Origin of the sequence: Albirhodobacter sp. R86504 (genome assembly GCF_042466415.1) — a bacterium.
GTDB lineage: Bacteria > Pseudomonadota > Alphaproteobacteria > Rhodobacterales > Rhodobacteraceae > Albirhodobacter.
This window is the reverse complement of record NZ_JAXHCH010000002.1, coordinates 505,645-532,212: the sequence shown is the minus strand read 5'-3', so window position 1 is coordinate 532,212 and position 26,568 is coordinate 505,645. Positions and strand designations below refer to the sequence as shown.

Genomic DNA, 26,568 nt, shown 5'->3' with positions numbered 1-26,568 from the left:
TCGCTGCCCCCATTTTTCTGGAGCAGCCCCGCGATGACCCAAGGCGTCCTTCCTGATACCGAGATTTCCGATCTGCTGGACCGCGGCGCGATCCGTGTGGATCAACCGCTCATTGCGGGGCAAATCCAACCCGCGAGTCTCGATCTTCGCCTCGGCACTGTCGCCTACCGCGTGCGCGCGTCATTCCTCGCGGGGAAAAACAGACCCGTTGAGAGCCGTCTGGAAGAGTTCGAAATGCACCGGATGGACCTCACGAATGGGGCGGTGCTTGAGAAAGGCGCGGTGTATCTTGTGCCCTTGATGGAAAGCCTCGCGCTGCCCGACGGGATTACGGCCGTGGCGAATGCGAAAAGCTCGACCGGGCGGCTTGATCTTTTGACGCGTGTCATCACCGATGGCGGCACCGAGTTCGACCGGATCATCGATGGCTATCACGGCCCGCTTTACGCGGAGATCTGTCCGCGCAGCTTTTCGGTACTGGTCCGGCCCGGAATGCGCCTGAACCAGATCCGGTTCCGCTCGGGCCAAGCTGTGCTTGAAGATGGCGACTTGATGGCGCTGCATGACCGCGAGGCACTGGTCTCGGGCGAGGCTGTGATTGATCACGGGTTGGGTTTTTCTGTCGATCTTTTGCCTGACACGGGCGATCTGGTCGGGTACCGCGCCAAGCCGCATACGGGCGTGATCGACCTTGATCGGATCGGACACTACCCCGCGTCGGAATTCTGGGAAGAAATCCGAACCCGCGACGGGCGCATCATTCTCGATCCGGGTGCCTTTTATATCCTCGTCTCACGAGAAGCAGTCACCATTCCGCCTGATTACGCCGCGGAGATGGCGCCGTTTCTTGCCATGGTAGGTGAATTCCGCGTGCATTACGCCGGTTTCTTCGATCCGGGGTTCGGGCATGGGGCCGCCGGTGGCGTTGGATCGCGCGGGGTGTTGGAAGTCCGCTGCCACGAGGCCCCGTTCGTGCTGGAACACGGTCAGGTTGTCGGGCGACTGGTCTATGAGCGTATGGCGGCGCGCCCGCAGACCCTCTACGGCGCAGGAATCGCGTCGAATTATCAAGGGCAAGGCCTGAAACTCTCGAAGCACTTCAAGGTCGGCTAGCGCGAGGCCGCTTTGCATCCCGCAAGGAAGGCGGGGGCTCTGCCCCCCTGCTCGCGCATTCCCCCCGGGATATTTTTGGCAACCGGAAACGACCTGATCGGAACAACCTAGACGTTAGAACCGCCCCGCGACTCGCGCCGCTTTGCGCGCGCGTTTGGCGGCCTCTTTGGCGTCATTCGCAATTTTGGCCTCTTGCGCGGTCATCGGGCGGTCTTGGGCCGCGTCCGGCGTGTCGGCTCGGCGGTTGCGTTTGCTGACCGCGCTCATCCCTTTATTGACGCCGAAATTGATCATTTTACGCATCACGATATTGATAACCATGTTGCTAATGCGGTTCAAATTCATCTCATTCCTCCTCGAACATATCGGTTTGGCCTGTGTCTTCTAGCGCCTCATCTTCATTGCCAGGCATCGGGCGGCTATCAAGAAGCCCTGCCTGCCGCAACTCTTTCAACCCGGGGAGATCGCGCGCGCTCTCAAGGCCGAAGTGATCCAGGAAATGCGGCGTTACGATGAAGGTCGTGGGCCGACCCGGTGTCATGCGCCGGCGGCCGAAGCGAATCCACTCCATCTCCAGCAATTGATCAATCGTGCCGCGAGAGACGGCAACCCCCCGAATTTCCTCGATTTCTGCTCGCGTGACCGGTTGATGATAGGCGATAATCGCCAGTGTTTCGATCGCCGCGCGCGACAGCTTACGTTCTTCTTTCACTTCCTTATGCATCAAAAAACCGAGATCGGGCGCAGTGCGCATCGCCCATGCATCCCCGACCCGCACCAGATTGACGCCCCGTCCCTCATATCTTCGCTTGAGATAGGCAATCGCCTCGGCCGGGTCTGAACCATGCGGCATCCGTTCGGCGAGTTCCGTCAGCTTCACAGGCTCTGCGGAGGCAAACAGAATGGCCTCGACCATGCGCTCTTGCTCCGCGATAGGGGGCGCGTCGAACAGCGTTTTCTCACGCGGGCGCGCGGCGCGGTCGCTCACGTCTTTCGGGGTTTCGTCGGTGAGATCAGTCATCATTAGTCCTTAACGGCAGGTCTTGCAGCGGCGATCCGTAGGGGCTGTCGCGGCCGCCGGCGCGATGCCGGATCGAAATCGGCGCAAAGGTCTCGCGCTGGCGAATTTCGAGTTGGCCCTGTTTGACCAACTCCAATGACGCCGCAAAATTGGCCGCTGTTGCCGAGCGGCGACGCACCGGATCAGCCCCCCATCCATCGGGCAAGAAGCTCACCAGATCCGACCATTCGCCGATAAAACCCATCATATTGCGCAACCGCTCCAGAGCTTCCTCAAGCGTGAAAACATCTTTTCGGTCAAAGGCATATGGACGGAACTCGTCACGTGTACGAATCCGTGCATAGGCCTGCATGACATCGAGCAGTGAGGCGGCATAGGTCACTTTTTTGACCTTCTCGACCTCTTGGCCCTCGCCGCGCGCGAAGAAATCGCGGCCCAGCCGATCGCGCCCCATCAGGCGCGCCGCCGCATCGCGCATCGCTTGCAGCCGCTCGAGCTGGAACGCCAGATGCGCGGCCATATCTTCGGCGGAGACATCCTCGCCCGGCTCGGGCGGGAGCAGAAGGCGGGATTTGAGAAAGGCGAGCCATGCCGCCATCACCAGATAATCCGCCGCAAGTTCCAGCCGCAATTCTTTCGCACGTTCCACAAAGGCGAGATATTGTTCGGCCAGATTGAGCACCGAAATCCGGCGCAGATCGACCTTTTGCGTGCGAGACAACGTCAGAAGAAGGTCGAGCGGGCCTTCAAACCCGTCAACATCTACGATCAACGCTTCGGATTTCAGCCGATCCTCGACCGTCCCCGCCGTTTCAAAGAGGCTAACTTCAGCCATCCGACCCCTGCCCCAATACCGAACCAAGTTCGGCATCCAAGGCAACTATGTCAATGGGCGCGGGGGTTTTGCGCGCGCCCAAGGCCGCGAGCGCGCGCGTCAGAGCCGCACCAGACAAAGCGCCCGACGCCGCCACCGCCTCCTCCGCCTCGGCCATTTTGCCGTTGCAATGCAACACGATATCGCATCCCGCCGCGATAGCGGCCGCGGAGCGCTCAAAGATGCGACCTGACAGGGCCTGCATCGCGATATCATCCGTCATCAGCAGGCCCCCAAAGCCGATATCCTCACGGATCAGCTGGATCATCCGCGCGCTTTGCGTTGCGGGCGCGTCATCAAACGCGGTGAAACGAATATGCGCGGTCATTCCCATCGGCGCATCGCGCAAGGCGTGGAAAACCGCGAAATCGGTTTCGCGCAGATCTTGCGCCGTGGCTGTGACCGTAGGCAGATCATGGTGGCTATCGTTCACCGCGCGGCCATGCCCGGGCATATGCTTGACGATGGGCAGGACGCCCCCCGCAAGAAGGCCGTCCATCGTCGCACGCGCTTGGCTCACCACCTCCGCGACCGTCTCCCCCCAGCACCGGTTGCGCAAGAAAGGATGGGTCAGCGGGCCTGCGATATCGCAGGTGGGCGCGCAATTGGCATCCACGCCGCAGGAGCGAAGTTCTTGTGCCATAATCCGCGCCCGCAGATAAGCCGCCCGCGCCGGATCGGCCGCGCAGGCGCCTTGATCCAAAGGGGCCAGCCACTCCCGCCAATGTGGCGCACGCATCCGTTGCACACGCCCGCCCTCTTGATCAATCAGGATTGGAACATCGCCGCCCACACAGCCGCGCAGATCAGCGCAAAGCGCCGTAAGCTGTTGCGGCGTCTCGATATTACGCGCGAATAGGATAAACCCGTAGGGGTTCGCCGCGCGAAAGAAATCAGCCTCGACTTTGCTCAGGACAGGGCCTTCCAGCCCCAGAATAACCGCAGATTGTGCCGCCATCACCGCACCTGAGCGGGGATGCAGTTTGTGCGTTCTGCCACGAGCGCCGCGCAGAACCGGCGCGAGTCCGCCACATCGACGAAGCCCTCAACCCGCAAACGGTAGAACGTGCGCCCCCCCGATACGGCCTCTTGGATGACGCGCCGCTTGCCCGCCATCAACGCCCCGAACCGTTCCGTCACGCGCGCCCATTCTGCGCGGGCTTGATCGGCGCTGTCATGCGCGCCGATTTGCACAAGGCGCGTGCCCGAGGGCAAGTCTTCGGCTGCGATATCAATCGCTTCTGGTGTCTCGGGCGCAAAGGCTTCGGCCACGGCCGCCGCCGCCGCTTCGGCCTGCAGATCGCTCTGCGGGCGTGCGATCGGGCGCGGGGAGACTTTCAAGCCCGGTACCGAAGTTGGCAAAGTCGGTTGGATATCCGCGCTGGCCGTCTCGGCTGTGGTGTCGGGCGCATCGGCAGACGCGGCCAATTCGGGATCCTCAACATCAGGCGGGCTCAGGTCATCGCCCTCCGCCAGTTTCGGCACGACCTGCGTGAGAGCTGTGGGATCGAAACCGGAATCCGCATCTTTGGTGCCCAAATTGGCAACCGGAAGCGCCGCTTCAAACAAGCGTTCGGTTTCCTGCGGTGCGGCCTCAGTCTCGGCAGCCGCCGCGCGCAAAGGCAGGGGCTTTAGCGCGGACATCGGCGCGTCTTCTTCAAGCAATTCCATCGGGCGCGGCGCGAGCACGACGCGGTCTGGTCCCGGAGCGGCTGTGCCAATGGCGGCAATCGCGTTGACGGACAATCCAGTGTGGCGCGCCAACTCCCCCCCCGGATCAAGCGGCGCCTCGCGGGATGGTCCTTCGGGCGCGGCGATGACCAGAACACCCGCGATATCACGCTGAGCCAGTTGATACCCCCAAATGCCAAGACCAATCACCATCGCAACAGACCCAAGCGCCGCCGTGCGACGCATCATCCATCGCACGCCGCCTGCGGGCATATAGGCGCCGAGCGCCTCGCGGAAACTTTCAGGCTCTTGCGGCAGGCGTGACACCCGACGCGGCGCAACACGGCGCGGCTCCACAGCCTGCGCAGAGGGATCAGCGCCATGCGGGCCGCCCGCATCGCGCCCCAAACCGCGGGCCTGCGCAGAGTGCTGCGCGGCGCTTGCGGCGGCGAGAATGCGCGGATCATTGAAGCCCATGTCATACGGATTGTCGCCGTAGTTCGCGCCGAAGCTTGTACCGTAATCGGCACCGTATTCGTCAGCGCCGCCAAAACCGGCGGCGGACTCGTCTTGCGCCCTGCCCTGATACGCGTAGCCCGCCCAGTCATCATTCCCCGCCGGACTGTCGTGCAAGCCCAACGCCCCGTAGCCGCGCGCGTCCTCGGCTTGCATCGCAAGCAATTCCGCCTCACGGCGGGCTTGTTCCTGTGCCTGCTCGAAAGCGAGACGACGGGCGGCTTCAGCGGCGGCAATTTCCGCAGCGCGGGCCTCGGCGGCGCGCTGCAAATCGATGAAATGACGAACTGCCGGATTTTCATCCCGCACCGCTTCCATAAGCGATTGATGCACGGCGGGATGCTGGCTCGGCGCGTAATGCAGACGCCCCTCAGCGCCGCGGCGCGCGGCTTGTTGCGCGAAGCCATCGTGATCTTCGCCGTAAGCCTCCGGATGCCCACCGGCCACGCCCGTCGCAGATCTCGATCCGCCTACGGGCGGCCGAGCGCCAACATACCCCATATCAAACGCCCGCGACGGCGCCCCATGCTGCGCCTGCTCATCGGAACGAGGTTCAGCACCCTCAAAGGGGTGCTGCATCTCATCAAGTGAGCCGCCGCTTCGGCCTGCGCCGTTGCGGTAAAGAATATGGGCCATGCTCGCCTCTTGCCGGTTTTCCGGACGTTATTTGCCGATCGCTCGGCTGCCTGTCGTCGTACCGGCCAGAATGCTTCAGCGCATTTCTTCGGCCGGCTTCACGCCAAGAATAGCAAGGCCTGCGGAAATAACAACGGTTGCTGCACGTGCGAGGCCAATTTTCGCCTGCGAGACGGCGATATCATCTTGCAAGAAGCGTAGCGATACATCGTCGTTCCCGCGGTTCCACAACGAATGCAGATCCGATGCGATCTCATAGAGGAAGAACGCGATCCGGTGCGGCTCGTTCGCGCGCGCCGCAATTTCGACCAGACGCGGCCATTCCGCGATTTGCCGCGCCAGCTTGAGCTCGGCCTCGTGCTGATTGCCTTCCAGATTGGCAGCCATCAGCGCCGCATCCGAGACATCCACCCCTGCTTCTACCGCCTTGCGCAGAACAGAGCACACACGCGCATGCGCGTATTGAACGTAGAATACGGGGTTATCTTTCGACTGCTCCAAAACCTTGGCGAAATCAAAATCAAGCGGCGCGTCGTTCTTGCGGGTCAGCATGTGGAAGCGCGTCACGTCCGCGCCTGCCTGCTCCACCACATCGCGCAAGGTCACAAAGGTGCCCGCACGTTTGGACATCTTGAACGGCTCGCCATTTTTGAACAGCTTCACCAGCTGGATCAGTTTGACATCAAGCGGCACCCGCGCATTCGAGAGGGCCGAGACAGCCGCTTTCATACGCTTCACATAGCCCCCGTGATCGGCGCCGAACACGTCGATCAACTGATCAAAGCCCCGCTCGACCTTGTCGAAGTGATACGCGATATCGGGGGCAAAATAGGTCCATGCGCCGTCCGATTTTTGAACGGGACGATCCACATCATCACCAAATTGGGTCGAACGGAACAAAGTCTGCTCGCGCTCCTCCCAATCCTCGGGCAGCTTGCCTTTGGGGGCTTCCAACACGCCCTCATAAATCAGCCCCTGCGCCTTTAGCGTGGCGAGAGCGGCCTCGATTTTACCCGTGCCGTAAAGCGCTTTTTCAGACGAGAACACATCCATCACGACATTGAGCGAGGCGAGATCGGCGCGGATCATATCCATCATCGCCTCGGTCGCGAACAGGCGGATATCTTCGAGCCAAACCTCCTCCGGCTGACCCAGCAAACTATCGCCGTATTTCTCTTTCAGTGCCTCACCCACAGGGATCAGATAATCGCCCGGATACAGGCCCTCGCGCAGCTCGGGCTCTTGCCCCAATGCCTCGCGGTAGCGCTCAAACGCGGAGCGTGCCAGCACATCGACCTGCGCACCGCCGTCATTGATGTAATATTCGCGCGTCACGTCATAGCCTGCGAAATCAAGCAATGATGCGAGCGCATCCCCAAACACCGCGCCGCGCGTATGGCCGACATGCATCGGGCCGGTCGGGTTCGCGGAGACGAATTCGACGTTTACCTTGAGGCCCTTGCCCAAATCAGCACGCCCGAAGTCATCCCCCTGCGACAAGGCCGCGCGCGCCACATCCGCCCAGATTGTCGGCGCGAGACGCAAGTTCAAAAAGCCGGGGCCCGCGACTTCGGCGGAGGTGATGCGCGGATCGAGCGCCAGTTTTGCGGCAAGCGCATCGGCAATATCGCGTGGCTTGAGACCCGCAGGCTTTGCCAGCACCATCGCCGCATTCGTCGCCATGTCGCCATGCGACGGATCGCGCGGAGGCTCAACGGTGACATTGGAATGATCCAACCCAGCCGGCAGGACACCCTCTTGCGAGAGCGTTGTCAAAGCGGAGAGGGTGAGCGCGCGGATATCGGCAAACAGGTTCATAATCAGCCTTTCGTGTTGCCCTTCCAGTGCCAGAGCAGGCGCGCGGCGTCAAGAAGGGGCGGGTCTTTGGGCTGATTTGGCGCAGGGGTCGCGCGCGGGTCGCGGTGGTGGAAATGGTTGCGGCAACGGTCATGGCGGTGTGATGGGTCACAAGCGGCGTGACGGTAAGGGGGGCGCTGCCCCCGTCTGCTGCGCAGCCTCCCCCGGGATATTTGAGGCAACCGGATTGGGAGGCCGCGCGAGGCCGTTAGGTTGGGGGCCGTTAGGTTGGGCGGCGCCTTTGCGTTAGGGCAATGGCGCATCCGGCTTTGGCATGCCCTTTTCAGTTTCGGTTTGGGCCTCCTCGATCGTTGCGGGACCACCCTTCGCGGAGTCCGCCGAAGGGGGAGTCTCCGCAGTCTTCGATTTCGCGGCCTCGGCTTTCGCAGCGCCTGCTTTTGCCGCCTCCATCTTCATGGCTTGAGCCTTCGCGATCTCCTCGGCCTGCCCTTTGGGCAACAACGACAAGATGCGATCGCCCGGCGCCGCCTTCATCTCGTCGGCGGCCCGCACGACGCGCAGCGCGCCCGCCTGCGTGATGCGCATCAAGGGAACCGCGTCAGGCCGCGCGATTTTCCAAGCGGCGAGGTCGTAATCCTCCGTCAGTTTGCTAATACGCAACGTCCAGCCATCGATGATCATTTGGTCAAGGGCTTCAATCGTGCGCCCGCCCGCAAAGATCCGCCCGCCCAACTGCGCCGGAAGCGCGTGGCGCGGGCGATCCTCTTTCAAGCGCCCGACCTGCCACACAGCCTCGCGACCGATTTCCGGCGCGAGATCCGTTGCAACGAGTGTATTATAGGCGTCGTTATCCGTCGCCGCGAGCACTGTACCAAAGCTGATGCGCTCGATTTTATCCTCGGCCGCTTCCGACAAGATATCACCATACCATGTGGCGATGCCATTCGTTCGGGCACGGATGAGGTGCGCGTGGTTGGGGTCGGTGATCAGGGTCGCAACCTCTGCCTTGTCGAGCGCGGTTGCAAGCGCCGTGGTGAAGTGCGAGCCGCCAACGATGAGCAATCCCGGCGAACGCCCCGCCAGACCCAGCGCGCGCGCGACCGGCGCCAATGTGAAGCCGTGCAGCACAACCGTGCACAGCACCAGCACGAACGCGAGCGGCCCCAGCAGCGCACCATCCTCGATGCCAAGACCCACGAGCTGTTCACCAAAAAGACCCGCGACGGCGATCAAAACCACCCCGCGCGGGCCGGTAAACGCCACCAAGAGACGCTCATTGCGCGGCAAATTCGTACCGATCAACGAGACCAGAACCGTGATCGGCCGCGCGATCAAAACGACCCCGGCGACGAAGAACACCGCGCTCCAATCGAGATTGGCGATCTGGCCGAAATCCATAGAAGCGGCCATCAGAATGAACACGCCAGAAACCAACAGAATCGTCGCATGTTCCTTGAAACGGCGCAGCTCGGTCATCGAGGGCAAGTCCGCGTTCGCGATCACAACCCCCATCACCGTCACCGCCAGCAACCCGCTTTCATGCAGCAAACTGTCTGTCGCGGCGAAAACGCCCAGAATACTCACAAACAGCACCGGAACTTTCATATATTCCGGCACCGTCCCGCGGCGGAAAGCCCGAACGAGAAGCTCTGCGACCGCCCATCCCGCAAGCCCCGCGACCGAGATTCCCAAGATCAAGAGCCCTGCCGCCTCCGTCGCGGAGACGCCAGAGAGGCTGACCAGAACAACCTCATAGGCAAGCACCGCCGCCAAGGCGCCAATCGGGTCGTTCACAATCGCTTCCCATTGCAAGAGCTGCGCAGGGCGTTTGGCCAGTCGCGCAGACCGCAGCAAAGGCGCGATCACGGTCGGGCCCGTGACGATCAAGATCCCGCCGAAAACCGACGCCGCCGCCCAAGACAGGCCGGCCCCGTAGGCGAGCGTCAGCGTGGAGAGAAGCCAGCCAAGCGGCGCGCCAATCAGCACAAGTCGCATGACACCGCGCCGGGCATCGCCCAAACGATGCAGATCAAGGCTCATGCCGCCCTCAAAGAGAATGACCGCAACAGCAAGAGAAATCAGGGGCTTATAGATCGGGCCTAAATCACGGGAGGGATCGAAAATACCGGTAAAAGGACCAACAAGCAGCCCCGCCGCCAACATCAAAACAATCGCAGGCATCCGCAGACGCCACGCAAGCCATTGCGCGCCGACGCCCAAAGCGCCGACAAGCGCCATCGCGGCCATGGGCCCCATACCGCCTGCAATCTCCGCCGCTGAACTCATCTTAACTCCTACTCTTTGACCTCGCCCGCGTCTTTCCAACGCGTTGGCGTACAGACTTGTCCTTGTGTCGCGCCGCGCGAAAGCCTTCCGCTAAGGGAAGCGAAAGCCCGACGATGCAACCGCTTGCCCGCCTGTTTTACGGCACGCACCAGCGGCACATCGCGATGATCATCGCACGGATGCGCGCCCGCCCCCCAATTCGCGCCAGATTGACAGGATGCCGCCCAGGAGATCAAGGCCTTGCCACCCCAACGCCAAGTTCCACGCCCCGCATGCCCCCCCAACCGACCCGCAACCCAGCCTCGCGCGCAAAGCCCGCGCGCCCCAATTCGCGTCGCCCCCGCAAGAGCGCACAAAGATTGACCTTTGCGCGATTTTGCATTAGGGGAAAGGCAACCGCAAACCGGCGGTTTTGCCCGGGACGCCCGAAGCCTTGCGTCCCCTTCCATTTCGCGCAGTCCAACGATGGACCGTTTCGCGCAACCAAGGACGCATATGATCAAGTTTTCCGACCTAAACCTTAACCCGAAGGTTCTCTCCGCCATCGCGGAAGCGGGCTACGAAACCCCGACCCCTATCCAAGCCGGAGCGATCCCGCCCGCATTGGAAGGCAAAGATGTTCTCGGCATCGCGCAAACCGGCACCGGCAAGACGGCCTCGTTCACGCTGCCGATGATTACCCTGCTCGCGCGCGGTCGTGCCCGTGCTCGGATGCCGCGCTCGTTGGTGCTTTGCCCCACGCGCGAACTCGCCGCACAGGTCGCGGAGAATTTCGATATCTACGCCAAAAACACCAAACTGACGAAAGCTTTGCTGATCGGTGGCGTGTCCTTTGGCGAACAAGACAAGCTCATTGACCGCGGCGTAGACGTCTTGATCGCAACGCCAGGCCGTCTGCTCGATCATTTCGAACGCGGCAAGCTGTTGCTCACCGGTGTTCAGATCATGGTCGTCGACGAGGCTGACCGGATGCTCGATATGGGGTTCATCCCCGATATTGAGCGGATCTTCCAAATGACGCCGTTCACGCGCCAGACGCTGTTCTTCTCTGCGACGATGGCACCGGAGATCGAACGTATCACCAATACGTTCCTGCACGCGCCGGCCCGTATCGAAGTCGCCCGTCAGGCCACAACTTCGGAAAACATCACCCAAAAGTTGATCGAGCTGACCGCCTCGCGCCGCGACACTGCCGCAAAGCAAAAGCGGGATCTCTTGCGCAAGCTGATCGAGCAAGAAGGCGATACCTGCACCAATGCGATCATCTTCTGCAATCGCAAGATGGATGTCGATGTCGTTGCGAAATCGTTGAAAACGCACGGCTATGATGCAGCACCGATCCACGGCGACCTCGATCAAAGCCAGCGCACGCGCACTTTGGACGGCTTCCGTGAGGGAAGCCTGCGGTTTCTCGTTGCGTCCGATGTCGCGGCGCGCGGCCTTGACGTGCCGTCCGTGAGCCACGTGTTCAACTTCGACGTGCCAAGCCATGCGGAGGATTATGTCCACCGGATCGGCCGCACGGGGCGCGCTGGGCGTAAGGGTTTTGCCTTCACGCTGTCCACGCCTGCGGACGCGAAATATCTCGCGGCGATTGAGGAGCTCGTGAAGCAGCCAATCCCGCGCGGTGAGTTGCCAGAGGGCTTCTCGACGCTCGAGCGCCCTGCCCCCGCGCGCACGCCGCGCGACGATGCCGAAGAACGTCCAAAGGCCGGCGACCGCGGTGAAGGCCGTTCGCGCACGCGCGGCGGGCGTTCGCGCAATCGCCGCGATGAGAGCGAGGCTGTTGCCGCAACCGACGAGACCGCGGTGACCACCGCGCAAGACGCGGCGCCAGCGACCGAAACGACCACTACCGCCGAGGCGGCGGAGGCTGCGCCCAAGCGCGCACGTTCGCGCCGGTCACGCGGCGGACGGTCTTCTTCGGAGGCGAAAGCCGCCGAGGTCGCAGAGGTGAGCGCCGCCGCAACGCAAGAGGCACCCGCCGCAGAGCGCGAGACAAACGCGCGGGATACGCGTCGTGATCACGGGACCCGTGAGCACAACAACCGCGACGCTGGGCCCCGCGAGACTTCCAATCGGGAGACTAGCAATCGCGATACTGGCAATCGTGAGAGTGGCAATCGCGATAACAATCGCGGGCACCGCGACAACGGTCGCGCGGTTGTCGGGATGGGCGAGCATGTGCCTGACTTCATCCTGCGTCCCTTCGTGCCAAAATTCACGAAAGAAGACGAGACGTCCGGCAGCTAAGCGCCACGACCAATTAGATGCAAAGCGCCGCTCGCCCCAAAAGGGCGGGCGGCGTTCGTATATCGGTAAGCAGCACGAGCAAAATCTCGTTTCAGTACGCACCTGACGGATGCCCACAGCCTTGTGCCACCGGCGGTTTTCAGACGATCGCGCGCCACCACGCCACGCGGCGAGGCATGATGCCCCGCCCCCACCTGATGCGCCGAAGATAGCCAGACCAAACCCTGCGCCCATAAAACAAAAAGGGAGGCCGAAGCCCCCCTTTTCCGATTTCGTTTCGGCCTGTCGCCAGCGTGTTACTCTGCGGCCAGCCGCGAAATAATCACCGAGACTTCCGGCTTTTTGCCGATTTCTTCCATCGACAATTGACGCACGACGCGGCGCACGCCCTCCTCCAGCTTCGCATCATTCGCAACGAGCTTGGCCGGTGCGCGTTCCAAGAACTCCGCCAGCTCATCCTCGACCAACTCTGCCAAAGGCTTGCGCGAACGGCCCTTGACCGCGAGGCCGGACATATCGACCCAAGCATCGCCCAACGGGACATCCTCTTCATCGATGATGATCGAAACCACCACATGTCCGTTCAAGGCCATACGGATACGATCCCGCACCACCCCGTCGAGCGCCCCGATCAGGCAATTGCCATCAAGATAGGTGCGGCCGACTTCGATGTATTCGACGACTTTGGGACGGTCATGCGTGATATCGAGCATCGTGCCATTGGTCGCGACCTCGGATTGAATCCCCTTGCCCATCGCGATTTTCGCATGTTCACGCAGATGGCGATGCTCGCCGTGCATCGGGATCAGGATCTTCGGCTTGAGCAGGTCGTGCACCGCCTCCAAATCGGGGCGGTTCGCGTGGCCCGACACATGGTAAAGGCCGTTGCGATCATCAACCACATCCACGCCCATCTCGGAAAACGCGTTCATGATGCGGATCACGCCGCGCTCATTGCCCGGGATGGTCTTGGACGAGAACAAGAACGTATCGCCCTCTTTCATCTCAAGCCCGAGATACTTCCCGCGCGAGAGCTGAGCGGAGGCGGCGCGTCGCTCGCCTTGCGAACCTGTGACGATCAGCATCAAATTGCCGCGCGGTACGTTGACGGCCTCCTCGGCCGGTACCGTTCCCGGCATCCCCAAGAGAACGCCCGTTTCTTCGGCGACACTCACCATCTTCTTCATCGCGCGGCCAAGAAGGCAAACCGTCCGCCCCGCTGCTTTACCGGCCTCGGCAAGGGTTTTCAGGCGCGCCACGTTCGACGCAAAAGTCGTCGCGACGATCATGCCCTTTTGCTCGGCGATGAACTCTGTCAACGGCGCTTGCAAGGTCGCTTCCGAGCGTCCCGCCTGTGGCGAGAAGATGTTCGTGCTGTCACAGGCAAGCACCTTGATCCCATCGCCCTCATTGGCGATGTCATGCCACATTTGCGGATCGAAAGCCTCGCCCACGATCGGTGTGCCATCGAGTTTGAAGTCGCCCGAATGCACAATCCGGCCCGCAGGGGTGTCGATCACCATTGCAGAGCTTTCAGGGATAGAGTGCGAAATCGGCACGAACTGAACCTTGAAAGGCCCCGCCTCGATCGTCGTCGGACGCGGCTCGACGATGTTGATCGTCTCTGGCGGAATCCCAGCTTCTTCGAGCTTCAATTGCCCCAAGCGGCCCGTGAACTTGCGCGCGTAAACTGGCTTACGCAAGCGGGGCCACAAATGCGCCAAGGCACCGATGTGATCTTCATGCGCGTGGGTGATGAAAATCGCTTCGATCCGGTCGGCATTCGCCTCCAGCCAAGCGGTATCCGCCATGATCAGGTCAACGCCCGGCGCGCCATCCATATCAGGGAAGGTGACGCCCAGATCGATGACGATCAGACGCTCTTTCCCCTCGACGCCGTAGCCATAGACATAAGCGTTCATCCCGATCTCACCGGCACCGCCGAGAGGGAGGTAGATTAGTCTGTCTTTCATGCGCTCAAAAGCCCTTTGTTATAGTCGTTTATCAGCCGAAGGCCGTGTATCGTGAGATCGTAGTCAACGCTGTCAAACAGGTCGAACCCTTGATCGAATAGCTCTGCCAGCCCGCCCGTCGCGATCACCTTCATCGGTCTGTCGCGCTCCATCCGGATTTGCCGGACGATGCCTTCCACGAGGCCGATATAGCCCCAAAATACGCCTGATTGAATACAGGCAACGGTATTGGTCCCGATCGCTTTCTCGGGTTTCGTAACATCAACATGCGGCAATGCTGCTGCGGAAGCATGTAGCGCTTCGAGCGACAAATTCACCCCGGGGGAGATCACACCACCGATATACGCGCCATCGGGCGCCACCACATCGAAGGTCGTCGCCGTCCCGAAATCGACGATAATCAGATCGCCGCCGAACCGATCAAAGCCGGCGACTGTGTTGACGAGCCGGTCTGGTCCCACCGTCGTGCCAACGTCAACGCGCGGCCCGACCGGCAAAGCGCATTCCGGCTTGCCAACAACCAGCGGACGACAGTCGAAATACCGGTTGCACAAAACCCGAAGGTTGAACACGACGCGCGGCACCGTCGACGAGATGATCGCCTCGTTAATTGTCCCGTTGATCCCTTTAAGCGTCATCAGCCCCGAAAGCCACACGAAATACTCATCCGCCGTGCGGCGATGATCGGTGGCAATCCGCCACGTCGCGGTGAATTCATGGCCGTCCCAAACGGCGAAAACGGTATTTGTATTGCCGCAATCTATGCACAAAAGCATGGCCGCGCTCCTAAAAGTAAATATCGGCTGCGGCGATAGATTTCCGCCCGCCTGATGTCGCAAGGATCAGCGCGCCGCCATCGTCGATGGTATCAAACGTCCCCACCGTCTCCTCGGTTCCGGTGCGCGCAGTGATTTTTTGCCCCAACCGCGCCGCCCGCGCGAGCCATGCCGTGCGGATCGGGGCGAACCCGTAGGTTCGGAACTGGGCATCATATCGCGCGAACGCCGCGCCGAGGATTTGAAGAAACGCCTCTGCCGTGATCGAAATGCCGGTTTCGCCAACGATACTCACGGGCGTGACAGCCCTCGCTTCCACATCGCTCGGTGGTGGCGCGGCTATCAGGTTTACACCAATCCCGATGGAAACATGGCCATTGCCCGTGTTCTCGAGCAAAATCCCCGCGATTTTACCACCGTTCAGCAAAACATCATTGGGCCATTTGATCGACAGGCTGCCATTCGGGCCGATCACATCCGCCAACGCATCATATAGCGCGAGCGCCGTGACAAAGGAGTAAAGCGCCACCACGGCAGGATCATTTTTGAGCCCCCGCGCGGATGGGTTCATCACATAGGTCGCACAGAAATTACCCGTCGGGCTGCGCCATGCGCGCCCCCTACGACCGCGCGCGGCGGTTTGCTCGCGCGCTAAAATCCAAGCTGGCCCCGTGAGATGCGGGGCCAGTCTGGCAGCTTCCAACATTGTGCTGTCAACAGACCCGAGGATATGGCGTGCCACATCCTCAGGCCAGATCGGGGCATTATCCGACAAGTGCAACCGCCGCAGTCATCGCAGCATCACCGATGCCAAACAGCGAGACCACGCCAAGCAACATGAACAGCGCGGCGCCGATCAACATACCCCATTGCATCATCGGCATCTTGCCGTTGAGAGCCTCGCCCTCTTCGCCAAAATACATGTAGTAAACGATACGCAGGTAGTAATACGCGCCAATGGCCGAAGCGATCACGCCGAGCACCGCAACGAGCACGTAGCCCGATGCAACCGCCGCCGAGAACACCGCATATTTCGCAAGGAAGCCTGCAAACGGCGGAATACCCGCGAGAGAGAACATCAAAACGAGCAGTGCAAGACCCTTCACCGGTTCCCGCTTGGCGAACTGCCCCAAGCTGCGAATATCGGTGACCGGCGCGCCGTCACGCTCCATCGAGAGGATGAAGGCGAAGGTGCCGATGTTCATCACGACGTAAACCGCCATGTAGATCAACGTCGCTTGTGCGCCTTGCGCCGTGCCTGCCAAGAGACCAAGCATCGCAAAGCCCATATGGGCGATCGAGGAATAGGCCATCAGGCGCTTGATGTTGGTCTGGCCGATCGCCGCGATCGAGCCCACGAACATCGATGCCACGGCGAGGAAGGCGATAATTTGCCCCCACTGCGCGGTCACATCGCCAAACGCATCGAACATCACACGCGCAAGAAGGCCCATTGCCGCCATTTTTGGCGCCGTCGCGAAGAACGCGGTCACGGGAGTGGGCGAGCCCTCATAAACGTCCGGCGCCCACATGTGGAACGGAACCGCCGAGAGCTTGAACGCCATACCGGTGATCACGAACACAAGGCCAAACAGAACACCCATGGACAGATGGTCTGCATCAACCACGCTCATGATCCCCGCGAAGGACGTTGTGCCCGCGAAGCCATAGACGAGGGAAGCACCGTAGAGCAAAATCCCCGAGGACAGTGCGCCCAAGACGAAATATTTGAGGCCCGCTTCGGATGATTTCACGCTATCGCGGCGCAGGGCAGCAATAACGTAGAGCGCGAGGGACTGTAGTTCCAAGCCCATGTAAAGCGACATGAGATCGCCCGCCGACACCATCATCATCATACCAATGACGGAGAGCGCGACGAGGATCGGGTATTCGAACCGCATCAAGCCGCGGCGCGTCATGTAATCGGCGCTCATCGCGAGAACGGCGGCGGCGGAGACCAAGATCACCACCTTGCCGAAACGCGAGAACGCATCATCGACGAACAATCCGCCAAATGCGGTGCCCGCCGGATTTTGGTTAAACCCGATCATCAGGGCGAGGACGAGGAAGACCGTGCAGGTCGCCCAAAGGACCGGACGCGCAACCGCATCCTTGCCCGTGTAGACCGCCGCAAGCAACGCGCCGAGCGCGAAGACAGCGAGCAGGAACTCGGGCAATACGAGGGAGAAATCAGCTTGAGTCATCGTTTTCTCCAATCAATGCGCAGCGGTTTCGGCCACTGCTGCGCCGATAGGCGCGGCCGCAATGGCTTCGTTATAGTCAGTCACGATCTTGGCGACCGAAGGCCCGATGATATCCGTCACAAGGCGCGGATAGACGCCAAGCAGCAAGGTCATCACCACGAGCGGTGCAAAAATCCATTTCTCGCGCGAGGTCATATCGGTGATCGCCTTCAGGCTCTCTTTGATCAAATCCCCGAACACAACGCGGCGATAGAGCCACAGCGCATAGGCCGCCGACAAGATCACGCCGGTCGCCGCCACCAGTGCAACCCATGTGTTTGCCTGGAACGCGCCCATGATCGTGAGGAATTCCCCGACGAAGCCCGACGTGCCAGGAAGGCCGACGTTGGACATCGTAAAGAACAGGAACAACAGCGCGTAAACCGGCATCCGGTTCACGAGGCCGCCATAAGCATCAATCTCGCGGGTGTGCATACGGTCGTAGATTACGCCAACCGCAAGGAACAACGCCCCCGAGATGAAGCCGTGCGACAGCATCTGGAAGATCGCGCCATCGAGACCTTGCTGGTTCACCGCAAAGATCCCCATCGTCACATAGCCCATATGCGCCACCGACGAATAAGCAATCAGCTTTTTCATATCCGATTGCACGAGCGCGACGAGCGACGTGTAAACGATCGCAATTGCGGACATCCACAGGATAAAGTTGCCCATGACTTCCGCGCCAACAGGGAACATCGGGAGCGAGAACCGTAGGAAGCCGTAACCGCCCATTTTCAGCAAGATTGCCGCCAGAACAACCGACCCAGCAGTCGGTGCCTGAACGTGCGCATCAGGCAACCAAGTGTGGACAGGCCACATCGGCATTTTCACCGCGAAGGACGCGAAGAACGCGAGGAACAGCATCGTCTGCAAACCGCCGACGACGGAAATTCCCATGACGGTGAACGTATCCGATGCGAAGCGGACCTCGTTGATCAGCGTCGGAATATCCGTGGTGCCCGCAATCGCAAACATCGTCACCATCGCAACCAGCATCAGCAACGAGCCGAGCAAGGTGTAGAGGAAGAACTTGAATGATGCATAGATACGGTCTTTTCCGCCCCAGATCCCGATGATCAGGAACATCGGGATCAGGCCGGCCTCGAAGAAGATATAGAACAAGACCATGTCCAGCGCGACGAACACGCCGATCATCAACCCCTCAAGCACGAGGAAAGCGATCATGTATTCCTTAACGCGGGTGTTCACATCCCACGCCGAGGCAATCACCAGCGGCATGAGGAAGGTTGTGAGCATCACGAACAGGATCGAAATCCCATCCACGCCAAGCTTGTAATGCAGGCCGAGCATCCAGGTGTGATCTTCAACGAATTGGAAACCGGTGTTCGATTTGTCAAATCCGCCGAGAACGAAGAGCGACACGAGGAAGGTTGCGGTGGTCGCCGTCAATGCAAGCCATTTGGCGTTGCGATCAGCGGCCTCCCCCGCCCCGCGCTGGACAACTGCGAGGATCGCAGCCGCCACCAGCGGGATGAAGGTGATGATGGAGAGGAGGTTATCCATTAGTGCGTCCCTCCGGTCAAACCGACCCAGAACATAAGCGCCACGAGGCCAAGAACCATCGCGAAGGCGTAGTGGAAGAGGTAGCCGGATTGCAACCGGCCAGCGATACGGGTGAGCGCAGGGATGATCCCCATCGCGATCCCGTTGATGGAGGCATCGATCACGCCGCCATCGCCTTTTTTCCAAAGGAATTTACCAAGCCATTTGGCAGGGCGGATGAAGATCGCGTCATAGAGCTCGTCGAAGTACCATTTGTTCAGTAAGAACTGGTAGAGCGCGGGCTGGGTTGCTGCGAGGCGTCCCGGCAAGCTCGGGTTCTTGATGTAGAACATCCAAGCCGTGAACAGACCGATCAGCATCGCGATGAACGGCGAGAGTTTTACCCAAGCCGGCGCGTGGTGCGCGTCGTCCATCACAGTGTTGTCCGCTGCCATGTAGATCGCACCAAACTCACCCGTGCCATGGGCCGAAACGTCACCGTGCGCCGCGCCGTGGTCGTCGCCGTGATCTTGGGCTGTCGCAACTTCGGTCCCGGCCACCGCGGCATCCTGCGACACTGCGTCCGCCGCGTGATCCGCCGCCTCTCCATGCTCTGCCGCCACTTCATGATGCGGCATTGAGAAGAACTTCGTCACCTTATCATGATCACCGAAGAACACGCCGTATCCCAGCATCCCGGAGAAAATCGCGCCAAGCGCAAGAATTCCGAGCGGGATCGTCATCACGGCGGGGCTTTCATGGGCATGTTCATGCGCATGATGGTCGCCGCGCTCTTTGCCCCAGAATGTCATGAACATCAGGCGCCACGAGTAGAACGACGTGAACAGCGCGGCAATAACCAGCATCCAGAACGCATAACCACCCTGAGTGCCCGCATATGCGCTTTCGATAATCGCGTCTTTCGAGAAGAAGCCCGCGAAACCAACCATCGTGAAGGGAATACCGACACCGGTGATCGCAAGCGTCCCGATCAACATCGCATAGAAGGTCAGCGGGATTTTCTTACGCAGATTGCCGTAGTTGCGCATATCTTGCTCGTGGTGCATCGCGTGGATGACCGAGCCCGCCCCGAGGAACAGCATCGCTTTGAAGAAAGCGTGAGTCAGCAAGTGGAACATCGCGACCGGATAAACGCCGACACCCGCAGCGACGAACATATACCCAAGCTGCGAACAGGTCGAATAAGCAATAACGCGTTTGATATCGTTCTGGACCAAACCAACGGTCGCCGCGAAGAAGGCAGTCGTCGCACCGAGATAGACGATGAAGGTTTTGGTTTCAGGGGCGACTTCATATAGCGGCGACATGCGGCAGACGAGGAAGACGCCCGCGGTCACCATGGTCGCCGCGTGGATCAGTGCCGACACAGGTGTCGGGCCTTCCATCGCGTCCGGAAGCCACGTGTGCAAGATCAGCTGCGCCGATTTGCCCATGGCCCCGACGAACAGCAGGAAGGCGAGAAGGTTGGCCGCGTTCCACTCAGTCCACAAGAAGTGCATCTGAGTTTCCGCCAGCATCCCCGTTTGCGCGAAGATATCGTCGAGGTTGATCGAGCGTGTCAGATAGAACAGGCCCGCGATCCCGAGAATGAAGCCAAAATCGCCGACGCGGTTGACAACAAACGCCTTGATCGCCGCGGCATTCGCGGAAGGCTTCTTATAGTAGAAGCCGATCAGGAGGTAGGACGCAACGCCCACGCCTTCCCAGCCGAAGAACATCTGCAACAGGTTGTCCGCCGTCACGAGCATCAGCATCGCGAAGGTGAAGAACGACAGATAGGCGAAGAAGCGCGCCTTATAATGCTCATGATGCGACCAGTTTTCGTCGTGCGCCATGTAACCCCATGAATAAAGGTGCACGAGCGCGGAAACGGTCGTCACAACGATCAGCATGATCGTGGTCAAGCGGTCGAGGCGGATCGCCCATTGGGTATCCATCTCGCCCGAACGAACCCAATCAAGGATCGGGATTTGCTGCGAGACGCCATCATAGCCAAGGAACACCACCCATGAGAGCAGCGCCGCGAGGAACAGCAGGCCCGTGGTGACATACTGCGCGCCCTTTTCGCCGATGAACCGCCAACCAAAGCCGCCGATCAGCGCCCCCAATAGCGGCGCAAAGAGGATAATCTTTTCCATGAGCCGTTAGCCTTTCATCACGTTGACGTCTTCGACGGCAATCGTTCCACGGTTGCGGAAGAACACGACAAGGATCGCGAGACCAATCGCAGCCTCGGCAGCGGCGACGGTCAGCACGAAGAGCGTGAAAATCTGCCCCACGTAATCTTGGAGATAGGCCGAGAAGGCCACGAAATTGATATTCACCGCGAGCAACATCAATTCGATCGACATCAGGATGACGATGACGTTCTTGCGGTTCACGAAAATCCCGAAGATGCCCGTGACAAAAAGCGCAGCCGCCACGCCAAGGTAATGTTCAAGTCCGATCATTTGGTCCCTCCGGGGGTTTTCCCGTATTTCAAATCGCGCGAAATCATCAAAGGCCCTGCCCCGGTTTCACATCGACAAGTTTCATCTGGTCTTCGGGCCGACGATACATCTGGCTCAACACGTTCTGGCGCTTCACGTCCTTACGGTGGCGCAGCGTGAGCAAGATCGCCCCGATCATCGCGACCAGCAAAATCAGGCCGGACGCTTGGAAGAGGTAGAGATACTGGTCGTACACGAGCAAGCCGATTGCGGTGGTGTTATCGACACCCTCGATCACCGGCGCCACGCGCAGCGCCGCAGCGCCATCCGCCTGTGCCCAATTGCCGAACGCCATGCCCAGTTGCAACAGCATGACAACACCGATCGCAAGTCCAAGCGGCATCAACCGCGCCAGCTCGCCTTTCAGCTCAGCGAAATCGACATCAAGCATCATCACAACGAACAGGAACAGAACCGCGACCGCGCCCACATAAACGATGATCAACAGCATCGCGACAAATTCCGCGCCCAAAGTCACAAACAGACCCGAAGCCGCGAGGAACGTCAGGATCAGCCACAGAACCGAGTGTACGGGGTTTTTCGAGATCACGACCATGAAGCCCGCGACCACCGCCGTTACGGCGAAGAGGTAGAAGATAAATGCAGACACCATCATGTGTTCTCTCCCGGTGTTTCAGTGCCCGATTTGCTGGCCTTCGTCTCGTCGAAGATCGACTGGGCGATTTCCAGTGCACGGGTCATGGCGGGGACACCGCCAAACATGCTCATTTGAAAAATTGTCTCGGCAATCTCGGAAGGGGTCGCCCCCGCCTCAATCGCGTTGCGGATCGCAACCCGCAGTTGCGGCTCGCCCTGCGCGCCAACGGCGACCATCCCCGCCACCGTCACAAGAAAGCGCGTGCGCGCATCCAGACCGTCGCGGTTGAACGTCTTGCCGAAGAACATCTCCAGCATATCTTTGGGCATCGTAGGGAAGAGCTTATCAACGCCCGACGCATTGAAACTCTCCAATGCAGGCTGGAACGCGCGAGCCATTTCCTGACTCTGCGCGATCATCGCTGCGAAAAGTTTCGAATAGTCCTGGCTCATCGGTAAGGTGCATCCAATTCGAGGTTACGGGCGATTTCGGCTTCCCAACGGGCGCCGTTCGAGAGCAGGCGTTCTTTATCGTAGAACAGCTCCTCACGAGTCTCGGTCGAGAATTCAAAATTCGGGCCTTCGACGATCGCATCCACCGGGCAGGCTTCCTGACAGAAACCGCAATAGATGCATTTCGTCATGTCGATGTCATAGCGCGTGGTGCGGCGCGAGCCGTCTTCGCGAGGTTCGGCATCGATGGTGATCGCCTGCGCGGGGCAGATTGCCTCGCACAGTTTGCATGCGATGCAGCGCTCTTCGCCGTTGGGGTAACGACGCAAGGCATGCTCCCCGCGGAAGCGCGGCGACAAAGGCCCCTTCTCATGCGGATAGTTAATCGTGGCCTTCGGGCCGAAGAAGTATTTAACGCCGAGCCCAAACCCCTTGATGAAATCGAACATCAAGAAATATTTGGCCGCGCGGGTATAGTCGAGTGCCATGGATTATGCCCCCATTGCCCAGCGTGCCCAGAAGCCGCCGAACACTTCGAATTTTGCAAGGAACGAGATCAGAACAACCCAGCCGAGCGAAAGCGGCAGGAACACTTTCCAGCCAATCCGCATCAATTGGTCGTAGCGATACCGCGGGGTGATCGCCTTCACCATCGCGAACATCCAGAAGAAGAACGCCATTTTGAGAACCATCCAGAACACACCGTCCGGCAGGCCCGGGATTGGCGAGAGCCAGCCACCAAAGAACAACAAGGAAATGAGGGCGCACATCAAGAAGATCGCGATATACTCACCCGCCATGAACAGCAGGAACGGCGTGGACGAATACTCAACCTGATAGCCCGCAACGAGTTCGGATTCCGCCTCGGGAAGATCGAAGGGCGGGCGGTTGGTTTCTGCCAATGCCGAGATGAAGAACAGCACGACCATCGGCAAATGCGGCAGCCAGTACCAGTTCAGCAAACCAAAATCACCATCTTGCGCGCGGACGATATCGCCGAAGTTCATCGAGCCGGTTGAAATGATGATACCGACGATGATCAGGCCCAACGAGACCTCATAAGAAATCATCTGTGCTGCGGAGCGCAGCGAGCCGAGGAACGGATATTTGGAGTTCGACGCCCAGCCCCCCATGATCACGCCGTAAACCTCCAGCGAGGACACCGCGAAGACGAACAAGATCGCCACGTTGATATCCGACAGCACCCATCCGTCATTGAACGGGATAACGGCCCAAGCAAGGATCGCCAGCACCATCGACGTGACAGGCGCCAAGAAGAAGACGAATTTATCCGCACCCGCCGGAACAACAATCTCTTTGAGAACATATTTCAGCGCATCCGCAACCGATTGCAGGATGCCCCACGGGCCAACCACGTTCGGGCCGCGCCGCATTTGAACGGCTGCCCAGATTTTACGGTCCCCGTAAACCAAGAACAGGAGCGAAATCATCACGAAAGCAATGACGCCCAGACCCTGAATAAGGATCAGGAGGATCGCCCCCAGTGGTGTTGCAAAAAACTCTGCCATTTTTGTCCCTCAGACCGCCCTATCGTTTCAAACCGTGGGAATTCCCCGCTCCGCGCAATCGGCCACTGTCACTTCCGCGTCAATGGTCCGTAGTCCGCTCGGCAGTGCGGGCGAGATGGTGTAAACTGCATCTGCCCGCCAGACGCCACCGTTCAGTTCCGTGGTTGTGCGCACATGGCGCGCAAAACCGTATCCGCGGATCACCGCATATTGCGCTGCGGCGCAGGTGGAATATTCCACCGCTGCCGCTTCATCCGTTGCCGCCTCGCCCGAACCGGTCAGAGCAGCGTGAAAATTCACCAGATCGCCATCCAAAAGCCGCGTCTCGACGCCGCGATAAACTGGCCGTCCGGCGTCCGGCCCCGCCTGCGCGCATGCGGCAAGCCCGACGCACAAGGCGCCGGCCGTCGCATGAACAAAGAGCGGGGTCAAAGACATAGGTTACTCCGCCGCCAAAGGCGCAGCATCGCGCGATTTCGCCAAGGCCGAACATTCCGCCATCAAGGCCGACGCGCGCGCGATCGGATTGGTAAGATAGAAGTCTTTCACCGCAGTGCGGAACGTCGCTGCGCCCATATCGCGCGGAGCGACCGGCGTCCAACCATTGTCGGCAACCACATCGATCTGTGCGAGATGTGGCACCGCCGCCACCAAAGCCTGACGCAACACCGCCAAGCTATCCCACGGCAAAGTCGCACCCAATTCGGCCGACAAAGCGCGCAAAATCGCCCAGTTTTCCTTCGCCTCGCCCGGCGCAAAACCGGCGCGCATCGCAAGTTGCGGACGACCTTCCGTGTTCACGAACAGACCGTTTTCTTCGGTGTAGGCCGCCGCGGGCAAGATGATGTCGGCGCGATTTGCGCCGCGATCGCCGTGCGATCCTTGGTAGATCACAAACGGACCACCCTCGGACGCAGGTTGGATTTCAACCTCATCCGCGCCGAGATTGTAAATCACCTCAACCCCTTGCACAGCAGCCAGAAGCCCGCCCTCGGTCACGGCACCAATATCCATCGCGCCCACACGGCTGGCCGCCGTATGTAGGACAAGCATCTTGCCGCCCGATTTCTCGGCCAGTGCCATCGCATGTGCCAAGACTGCCTCGCCATCGGCCTCCGATAGCGCCGCTTGACCAACGATGATCATCGCACCCTCGCCCGCCGTGGCTTTCGCCAACGCCGCGCGGTCGGTTCCGAGATGCTCAACATCATACGTCAGATCGCACGCTTCCCCGATCAGTGACACTTTCGCGCCATTGATCCAAGCACGGCGCACGCGTGCATTGAGAACGGGCAACTCGTTGCGCAGGTTGGTGCCGATCAGAACAAATTCGGATGCGGTATCAATATCTTCGATCGTCGCATTGCCGACATAGGCCGACCGGTTCCCAATCGGCAGACGCGCGCCGTCGGTGCGGCATTCAACCGTGCCGCCGAGCCCTTCAACAAGGGTCTTGAGCGAGAAAGCAGCTTCCACAGGCGCGAGATCACCCACGAGCCCGAGAACCTTCTTACCCTTCATCGCCGCCGAAGCGGCAGCGAGTGCCTCGCCCCAACCGGCTTTGCGCAGCTTACCATTCTCGCGGATGTAAGGCGTGTCGAGACGCTGGCGGCGCAGACCGTCCCAGACGAAACGGGTCTTGTCGGAAATCCATTCCTCATTCACGCCGTCATGATTGCGCGGCAAAATGCGCATCACTTCGCGGCCCTTCACGTCGACGCGGATGTTCGATCCCAACGCGTCCATCACGTCGATGGTTTCGGTCTTGGTCAATTCCCAAGGGCGCGCAGTGAATGCGTAGGGTTTCGACGTCAGCGCCCCAACGGGGCAGAGATCGATGATATTGCCCTGCAAGTTGGAATTGAGCGTCTCATTCAGATAGCTGGTGATCTCGCTATCTTCGCCGCGCCCTGTCTGACCCATTTGCGTGATGCCCGCGACCTCAGAGGTAAAGCGGACGCAGCGTGTGCACGAAATGCAGCGCGTCATTGCGGTCGATACAAGCGGCCCGAGATCGAGATTTTCGGAGGCGCGCTTGGGCTCGCGATACCGCGAGAAGTCCACACCGTAAGCCATTGCTTGGTCTTGCAAATCGCACTCACCGCCCTGATCGCAAATTGGGCAATCGAGCGGGTGGTTGATCAACAAGAATTCCATCACGCCTTCGCGTGCTTTCTTCACCATCGGTGAGTTCGTCTTGATAACGCTCGGGGCGCCGTCCGGACCGGGGCGCAGATCCTTGACCTGCATCGCGCAAGACGCCGTTGGTTTGGGCGGGCCGCCTACGACTTCGACGAGGCACATGCGGCAGTTGCCCGCGATGGACAACCGCTCGTGATAGCAAAACCGCGGCACTTCGATGCCAGCCTGCTCGCACGCCTGAATCAGCGTGAGATTCGGATCTACTTCGACCTCATGGCCGTCGATGATGATGTTGCGCGTATTTGACATGTCTCGATCCGTCACTTCGCTCGGGCGCGGGGAGCCGCGCGTTGAATTTGGGTCAGGGTGCTCATGCGCAACCCTGCGGGAAGCGCCATGCGCCATCCCTGAAATTATCGCGGGTGGAGGAGTTCACCTGACCGCGGCAGAAATTATCCGCAACGCGGCGGGCCTCTAACCCTTCAGAATAATCAAAACCGCGACCCTCTCGCGTGACCACGACACCGCGGCCCTCGAAATCGACACCGTAGCCCTCAGCCACCGGATAGATCGTGTTCCCAGGGGAAAACCCGACACAGGCCGAAAGAGCCAGTGTCGCGAAACCGAGGGGAAGGATCGGGTTCATCATAG

General features: G+C 60.2%; 23 protein-coding genes. 2 read left to right on the top strand and 21 right to left on the bottom strand.

All coding sequences use genetic code 11. From position 1 onward, the window contains the following. The first annotated feature begins 33 nt into the window (after window positions 1–33). Window positions 34–1,113, top strand: a complete 1,080-nt coding sequence (locus SJY32_RS04610) for a 2'-deoxycytidine 5'-triphosphate deaminase (protein ID WP_376872158.1) — start codon at window positions 34–36, stop codon at window positions 1,111–1,113. Between the two features lie 114 nt (window positions 1,114–1,227). On the opposite strand, the gene SJY32_RS04605 is transcribed toward SJY32_RS04610, so the two are convergent. The 7 genes from SJY32_RS04605 to SJY32_RS04575 form a co-directional block, all read right to left on the bottom strand. Then, the gene (locus SJY32_RS04605) at window positions 1,228–1,458 is read right to left on the bottom strand and encodes a hypothetical protein (protein ID WP_376872156.1); all 231 of its coding nucleotides are present in this window, start codon (window positions 1,456–1,458) and stop codon (window positions 1,228–1,230) included. 1 nt (window position 1,459) lies between these two features. After that, entirely contained in the window at window positions 1,460–2,134 is a 675-nt protein-coding gene (scpB, locus tag SJY32_RS04600; protein ID WP_376872154.1) for an SMC-Scp complex subunit ScpB, read from the bottom strand. Next, entirely contained in the window at window positions 2,127–2,969 is an 843-nt protein-coding gene (locus SJY32_RS04595; RefSeq protein ID WP_376872152.1) for a segregation and condensation protein A, read from the bottom strand. The genes scpB and SJY32_RS04595 overlap by 8 nt, the downstream gene beginning before the upstream one ends. Beyond that, window positions 2,962–3,966, bottom strand: coding sequence for a glycoside hydrolase family 3 N-terminal domain-containing protein (locus SJY32_RS04590; RefSeq protein ID WP_376872150.1), 1,005 nt, complete (start codon window positions 3,964–3,966; stop codon window positions 2,962–2,964). Before SJY32_RS04590 ends, SJY32_RS04595 begins: the two co-directional genes overlap by 8 nt. Then, window positions 3,966–5,831, bottom strand: coding sequence for an SPOR domain-containing protein (locus SJY32_RS04585; RefSeq protein WP_376872147.1), 1,866 nt, complete (start codon window positions 5,829–5,831; stop codon window positions 3,966–3,968). The genes SJY32_RS04590 and SJY32_RS04585 overlap by 1 nt, the downstream gene beginning before the upstream one ends. A gap of 75 nt (window positions 5,832–5,906) precedes the next feature. Beyond that, on the bottom strand, window positions 5,907–7,649 hold the full coding sequence (gene argS / locus SJY32_RS04580; protein WP_376872144.1) for an arginine--tRNA ligase: 1,743 nt from the start codon (window positions 7,647–7,649) through the stop codon (window positions 5,907–5,909). Between the two features lie 285 nt (window positions 7,650–7,934). After that, a complete protein-coding gene (locus SJY32_RS04575) occupies window positions 7,935–9,935 on the bottom strand; it encodes a cation:proton antiporter (RefSeq protein ID WP_376872141.1) in 2,001 nt (666 codons plus the stop codon). Between the two features lie 495 nt (window positions 9,936–10,430). Here SJY32_RS04575 and SJY32_RS04570 point away from each other — a divergent pair, with 495 nt between their 5' ends. Beyond that, the gene (locus SJY32_RS04570; RefSeq protein ID WP_376872139.1) at window positions 10,431–12,188 is read left to right on the top strand and encodes a DEAD/DEAH box helicase; all 1,758 of its coding nucleotides are present in this window, start codon (window positions 10,431–10,433) and stop codon (window positions 12,186–12,188) included. Window positions 12,189–12,484: 296 nt separating this feature from the next. Here SJY32_RS04570 and SJY32_RS04565 read toward each other — a convergent pair whose 3' ends face one another. The 14 genes from SJY32_RS04565 to SJY32_RS04500 all read right to left on the bottom strand — a co-directional run bounded on the left by SJY32_RS04565 (window position 12,485) and on the right by SJY32_RS04500 (window position 26,566). Beyond that, complete coding sequence (locus SJY32_RS04565; protein WP_376872137.1) at window positions 12,485–14,161, bottom strand: ribonuclease J; 1,677 nt, start codon at window positions 14,159–14,161, stop codon at window positions 12,485–12,487. After that, a complete protein-coding gene (locus SJY32_RS04560; protein WP_376872135.1) occupies window positions 14,158–14,937 on the bottom strand; it encodes a type III pantothenate kinase in 780 nt (259 codons plus the stop codon). Before SJY32_RS04560 ends, SJY32_RS04565 begins: the two co-directional genes overlap by 4 nt. Window positions 14,938–14,947: 10 nt before the next feature. Beyond that, entirely contained in the window at window positions 14,948–15,712 is a 765-nt protein-coding gene (locus SJY32_RS04555; protein WP_376872132.1) for a biotin--[acetyl-CoA-carboxylase] ligase, read from the bottom strand. Further along, complete coding sequence (nuoN, locus tag SJY32_RS04550; protein ID WP_376872130.1) at window positions 15,702–17,141, bottom strand: NADH-quinone oxidoreductase subunit NuoN; 1,440 nt, start codon at window positions 17,139–17,141, stop codon at window positions 15,702–15,704. Before nuoN ends, SJY32_RS04555 begins: the two co-directional genes overlap by 11 nt. 12 nt (window positions 17,142–17,153) lie before the next feature. Then, the gene (locus SJY32_RS04545) at window positions 17,154–18,707 is read right to left on the bottom strand and encodes an NADH-quinone oxidoreductase subunit M (RefSeq protein ID WP_376872128.1); all 1,554 of its coding nucleotides are present in this window, start codon (window positions 18,705–18,707) and stop codon (window positions 17,154–17,156) included. Next, window positions 18,707–20,845, bottom strand: a complete 2,139-nt coding sequence (nuoL, locus tag SJY32_RS04540) for an NADH-quinone oxidoreductase subunit L (protein WP_376872126.1) — start codon at window positions 20,843–20,845, stop codon at window positions 18,707–18,709. Before nuoL ends, SJY32_RS04545 begins: the two co-directional genes overlap by 1 nt. 6 nt (window positions 20,846–20,851) lie before the next feature. After that, window positions 20,852–21,157, bottom strand: a complete 306-nt coding sequence (nuoK, locus tag SJY32_RS04535; RefSeq protein ID WP_376872123.1) for an NADH-quinone oxidoreductase subunit NuoK — start codon at window positions 21,155–21,157, stop codon at window positions 20,852–20,854. Window positions 21,158–21,203: 46 nt separating this feature from the next. Beyond that, on the bottom strand, window positions 21,204–21,812 hold the full coding sequence (locus tag SJY32_RS04530; RefSeq protein WP_376872121.1) for an NADH-quinone oxidoreductase subunit J: 609 nt from the start codon (window positions 21,810–21,812) through the stop codon (window positions 21,204–21,206). Further along, window positions 21,809–22,246: a carboxymuconolactone decarboxylase family protein gene (locus tag SJY32_RS04525; RefSeq protein WP_376872119.1), complete on the bottom strand. Its 438-nt coding sequence runs from the start codon at window positions 22,244–22,246 to the stop codon at window positions 21,809–21,811. Before SJY32_RS04525 ends, SJY32_RS04530 begins: the two co-directional genes overlap by 4 nt. Continuing rightward, window positions 22,243–22,734 (bottom strand): NADH-quinone oxidoreductase subunit NuoI, encoded by a 492-nt coding sequence (gene nuoI / locus SJY32_RS04520; RefSeq protein ID WP_376872116.1) that lies wholly within the window; start codon window positions 22,732–22,734, stop codon window positions 22,243–22,245. The genes SJY32_RS04525 and nuoI overlap by 4 nt, the downstream gene beginning before the upstream one ends. A gap of 3 nt (window positions 22,735–22,737) precedes the next feature. Then, on the bottom strand, window positions 22,738–23,775 hold the full coding sequence (gene nuoH / locus SJY32_RS04515; RefSeq protein ID WP_376872113.1) for an NADH-quinone oxidoreductase subunit NuoH: 1,038 nt from the start codon (window positions 23,773–23,775) through the stop codon (window positions 22,738–22,740). Window positions 23,776–23,802: 27 nt separating this feature from the next. Continuing rightward, complete coding sequence (locus SJY32_RS04510) at window positions 23,803–24,213, bottom strand: hypothetical protein (RefSeq protein WP_376872110.1); 411 nt, start codon at window positions 24,211–24,213, stop codon at window positions 23,803–23,805. Window positions 24,214–24,216: 3 nt separating this feature from the next. Continuing rightward, window positions 24,217–26,226 carry an NADH-quinone oxidoreductase subunit NuoG gene (nuoG, locus tag SJY32_RS04505; protein WP_376872107.1) on the bottom strand — a complete coding sequence of 670 codons (2,010 nt, stop codon included), beginning with the start codon at window positions 26,224–26,226 and terminating at the stop codon, window positions 24,217–24,219. A gap of 61 nt (window positions 26,227–26,287) precedes the next feature. Then, entirely contained in the window at window positions 26,288–26,566 is a 279-nt protein-coding gene (locus SJY32_RS04500) for a hypothetical protein (protein WP_376872105.1), read from the bottom strand. Window positions 26,567–26,568 lie beyond the last annotated feature (2 nt).

Bases quoted from the DNA above. Each gene is read 5' to 3' on its own strand.
- SJY32_RS04610 (WP_376872158.1), top strand. From the start codon at position 34: ATGACCCAAGGCGTCCTTCCTGATACCGAGATTTCCGATCTGCTGGAC.
- SJY32_RS04605 (WP_376872156.1), bottom strand. From the start codon at position 1,458: ATGAATTTGAACCGCATTAGCAACATGGTTATCAATATCGTGATGCGT.
- scpB (WP_376872154.1), bottom strand. From the start codon at position 2,134: ATGACTGATCTCACCGACGAAACCCCGAAAGACGTGAGCGACCGCGCC.
- SJY32_RS04595 (WP_376872152.1), bottom strand. From the start codon at position 2,969: ATGGCTGAAGTTAGCCTCTTTGAAACGGCGGGGACGGTCGAGGATCGG.
- SJY32_RS04590 (WP_376872150.1), bottom strand. From the start codon at position 3,966: ATGGCGGCACAATCTGCGGTTATTCTGGGGCTGGAAGGCCCTGTCCTG.
- SJY32_RS04585 (WP_376872147.1), bottom strand. From the start codon at position 5,831: ATGGCCCATATTCTTTACCGCAACGGCGCAGGCCGAAGCGGCGGCTCA.
- argS (WP_376872144.1), bottom strand. From the start codon at position 7,649: ATGAACCTGTTTGCCGATATCCGCGCGCTCACCCTCTCCGCTTTGACA.
- SJY32_RS04575 (WP_376872141.1), bottom strand. From the start codon at position 9,935: ATGAGTTCAGCGGCGGAGATTGCAGGCGGTATGGGGCCCATGGCCGCG.
- SJY32_RS04570 (WP_376872139.1), top strand. From the start codon at position 10,431: ATGATCAAGTTTTCCGACCTAAACCTTAACCCGAAGGTTCTCTCCGCC.
- SJY32_RS04565 (WP_376872137.1), bottom strand. From the start codon at position 14,161: ATGAAAGACAGACTAATCTACCTCCCTCTCGGCGGTGCCGGTGAGATC.
- SJY32_RS04560 (WP_376872135.1), bottom strand. From the start codon at position 14,937: ATGCTTTTGTGCATAGATTGCGGCAATACAAATACCGTTTTCGCCGTT.
- nuoN (WP_376872130.1), bottom strand. From the start codon at position 17,141: ATGACTCAAGCTGATTTCTCCCTCGTATTGCCCGAGTTCCTGCTCGCT.
- SJY32_RS04545 (WP_376872128.1), bottom strand. From the start codon at position 18,707: ATGGATAACCTCCTCTCCATCATCACCTTCATCCCGCTGGTGGCGGCT.
- nuoL (WP_376872126.1), bottom strand. From the start codon at position 20,845: ATGGAAAAGATTATCCTCTTTGCGCCGCTATTGGGGGCGCTGATCGGC.
- nuoK (WP_376872123.1), bottom strand. From the start codon at position 21,157: ATGATCGGACTTGAACATTACCTTGGCGTGGCGGCTGCGCTTTTTGTC.
- SJY32_RS04530 (WP_376872121.1), bottom strand. From the start codon at position 21,812: ATGATGGTGTCTGCATTTATCTTCTACCTCTTCGCCGTAACGGCGGTG.
- SJY32_RS04525 (WP_376872119.1), bottom strand. From the start codon at position 22,246: ATGAGCCAGGACTATTCGAAACTTTTCGCAGCGATGATCGCGCAGAGT.
- nuoI (WP_376872116.1), bottom strand. From the start codon at position 22,734: ATGGCACTCGACTATACCCGCGCGGCCAAATATTTCTTGATGTTCGAT.
- nuoH (WP_376872113.1), bottom strand. From the start codon at position 23,775: ATGGCAGAGTTTTTTGCAACACCACTGGGGGCGATCCTCCTGATCCTT.
- SJY32_RS04510 (WP_376872110.1), bottom strand. From the start codon at position 24,213: ATGTCTTTGACCCCGCTCTTTGTTCATGCGACGGCCGGCGCCTTGTGC.
- nuoG (WP_376872107.1), bottom strand. From the start codon at position 26,226: ATGTCAAATACGCGCAACATCATCATCGACGGCCATGAGGTCGAAGTA.
- SJY32_RS04500 (WP_376872105.1), bottom strand. From the start codon at position 26,566: ATGATGAACCCGATCCTTCCCCTCGGTTTCGCGACACTGGCTCTTTCG.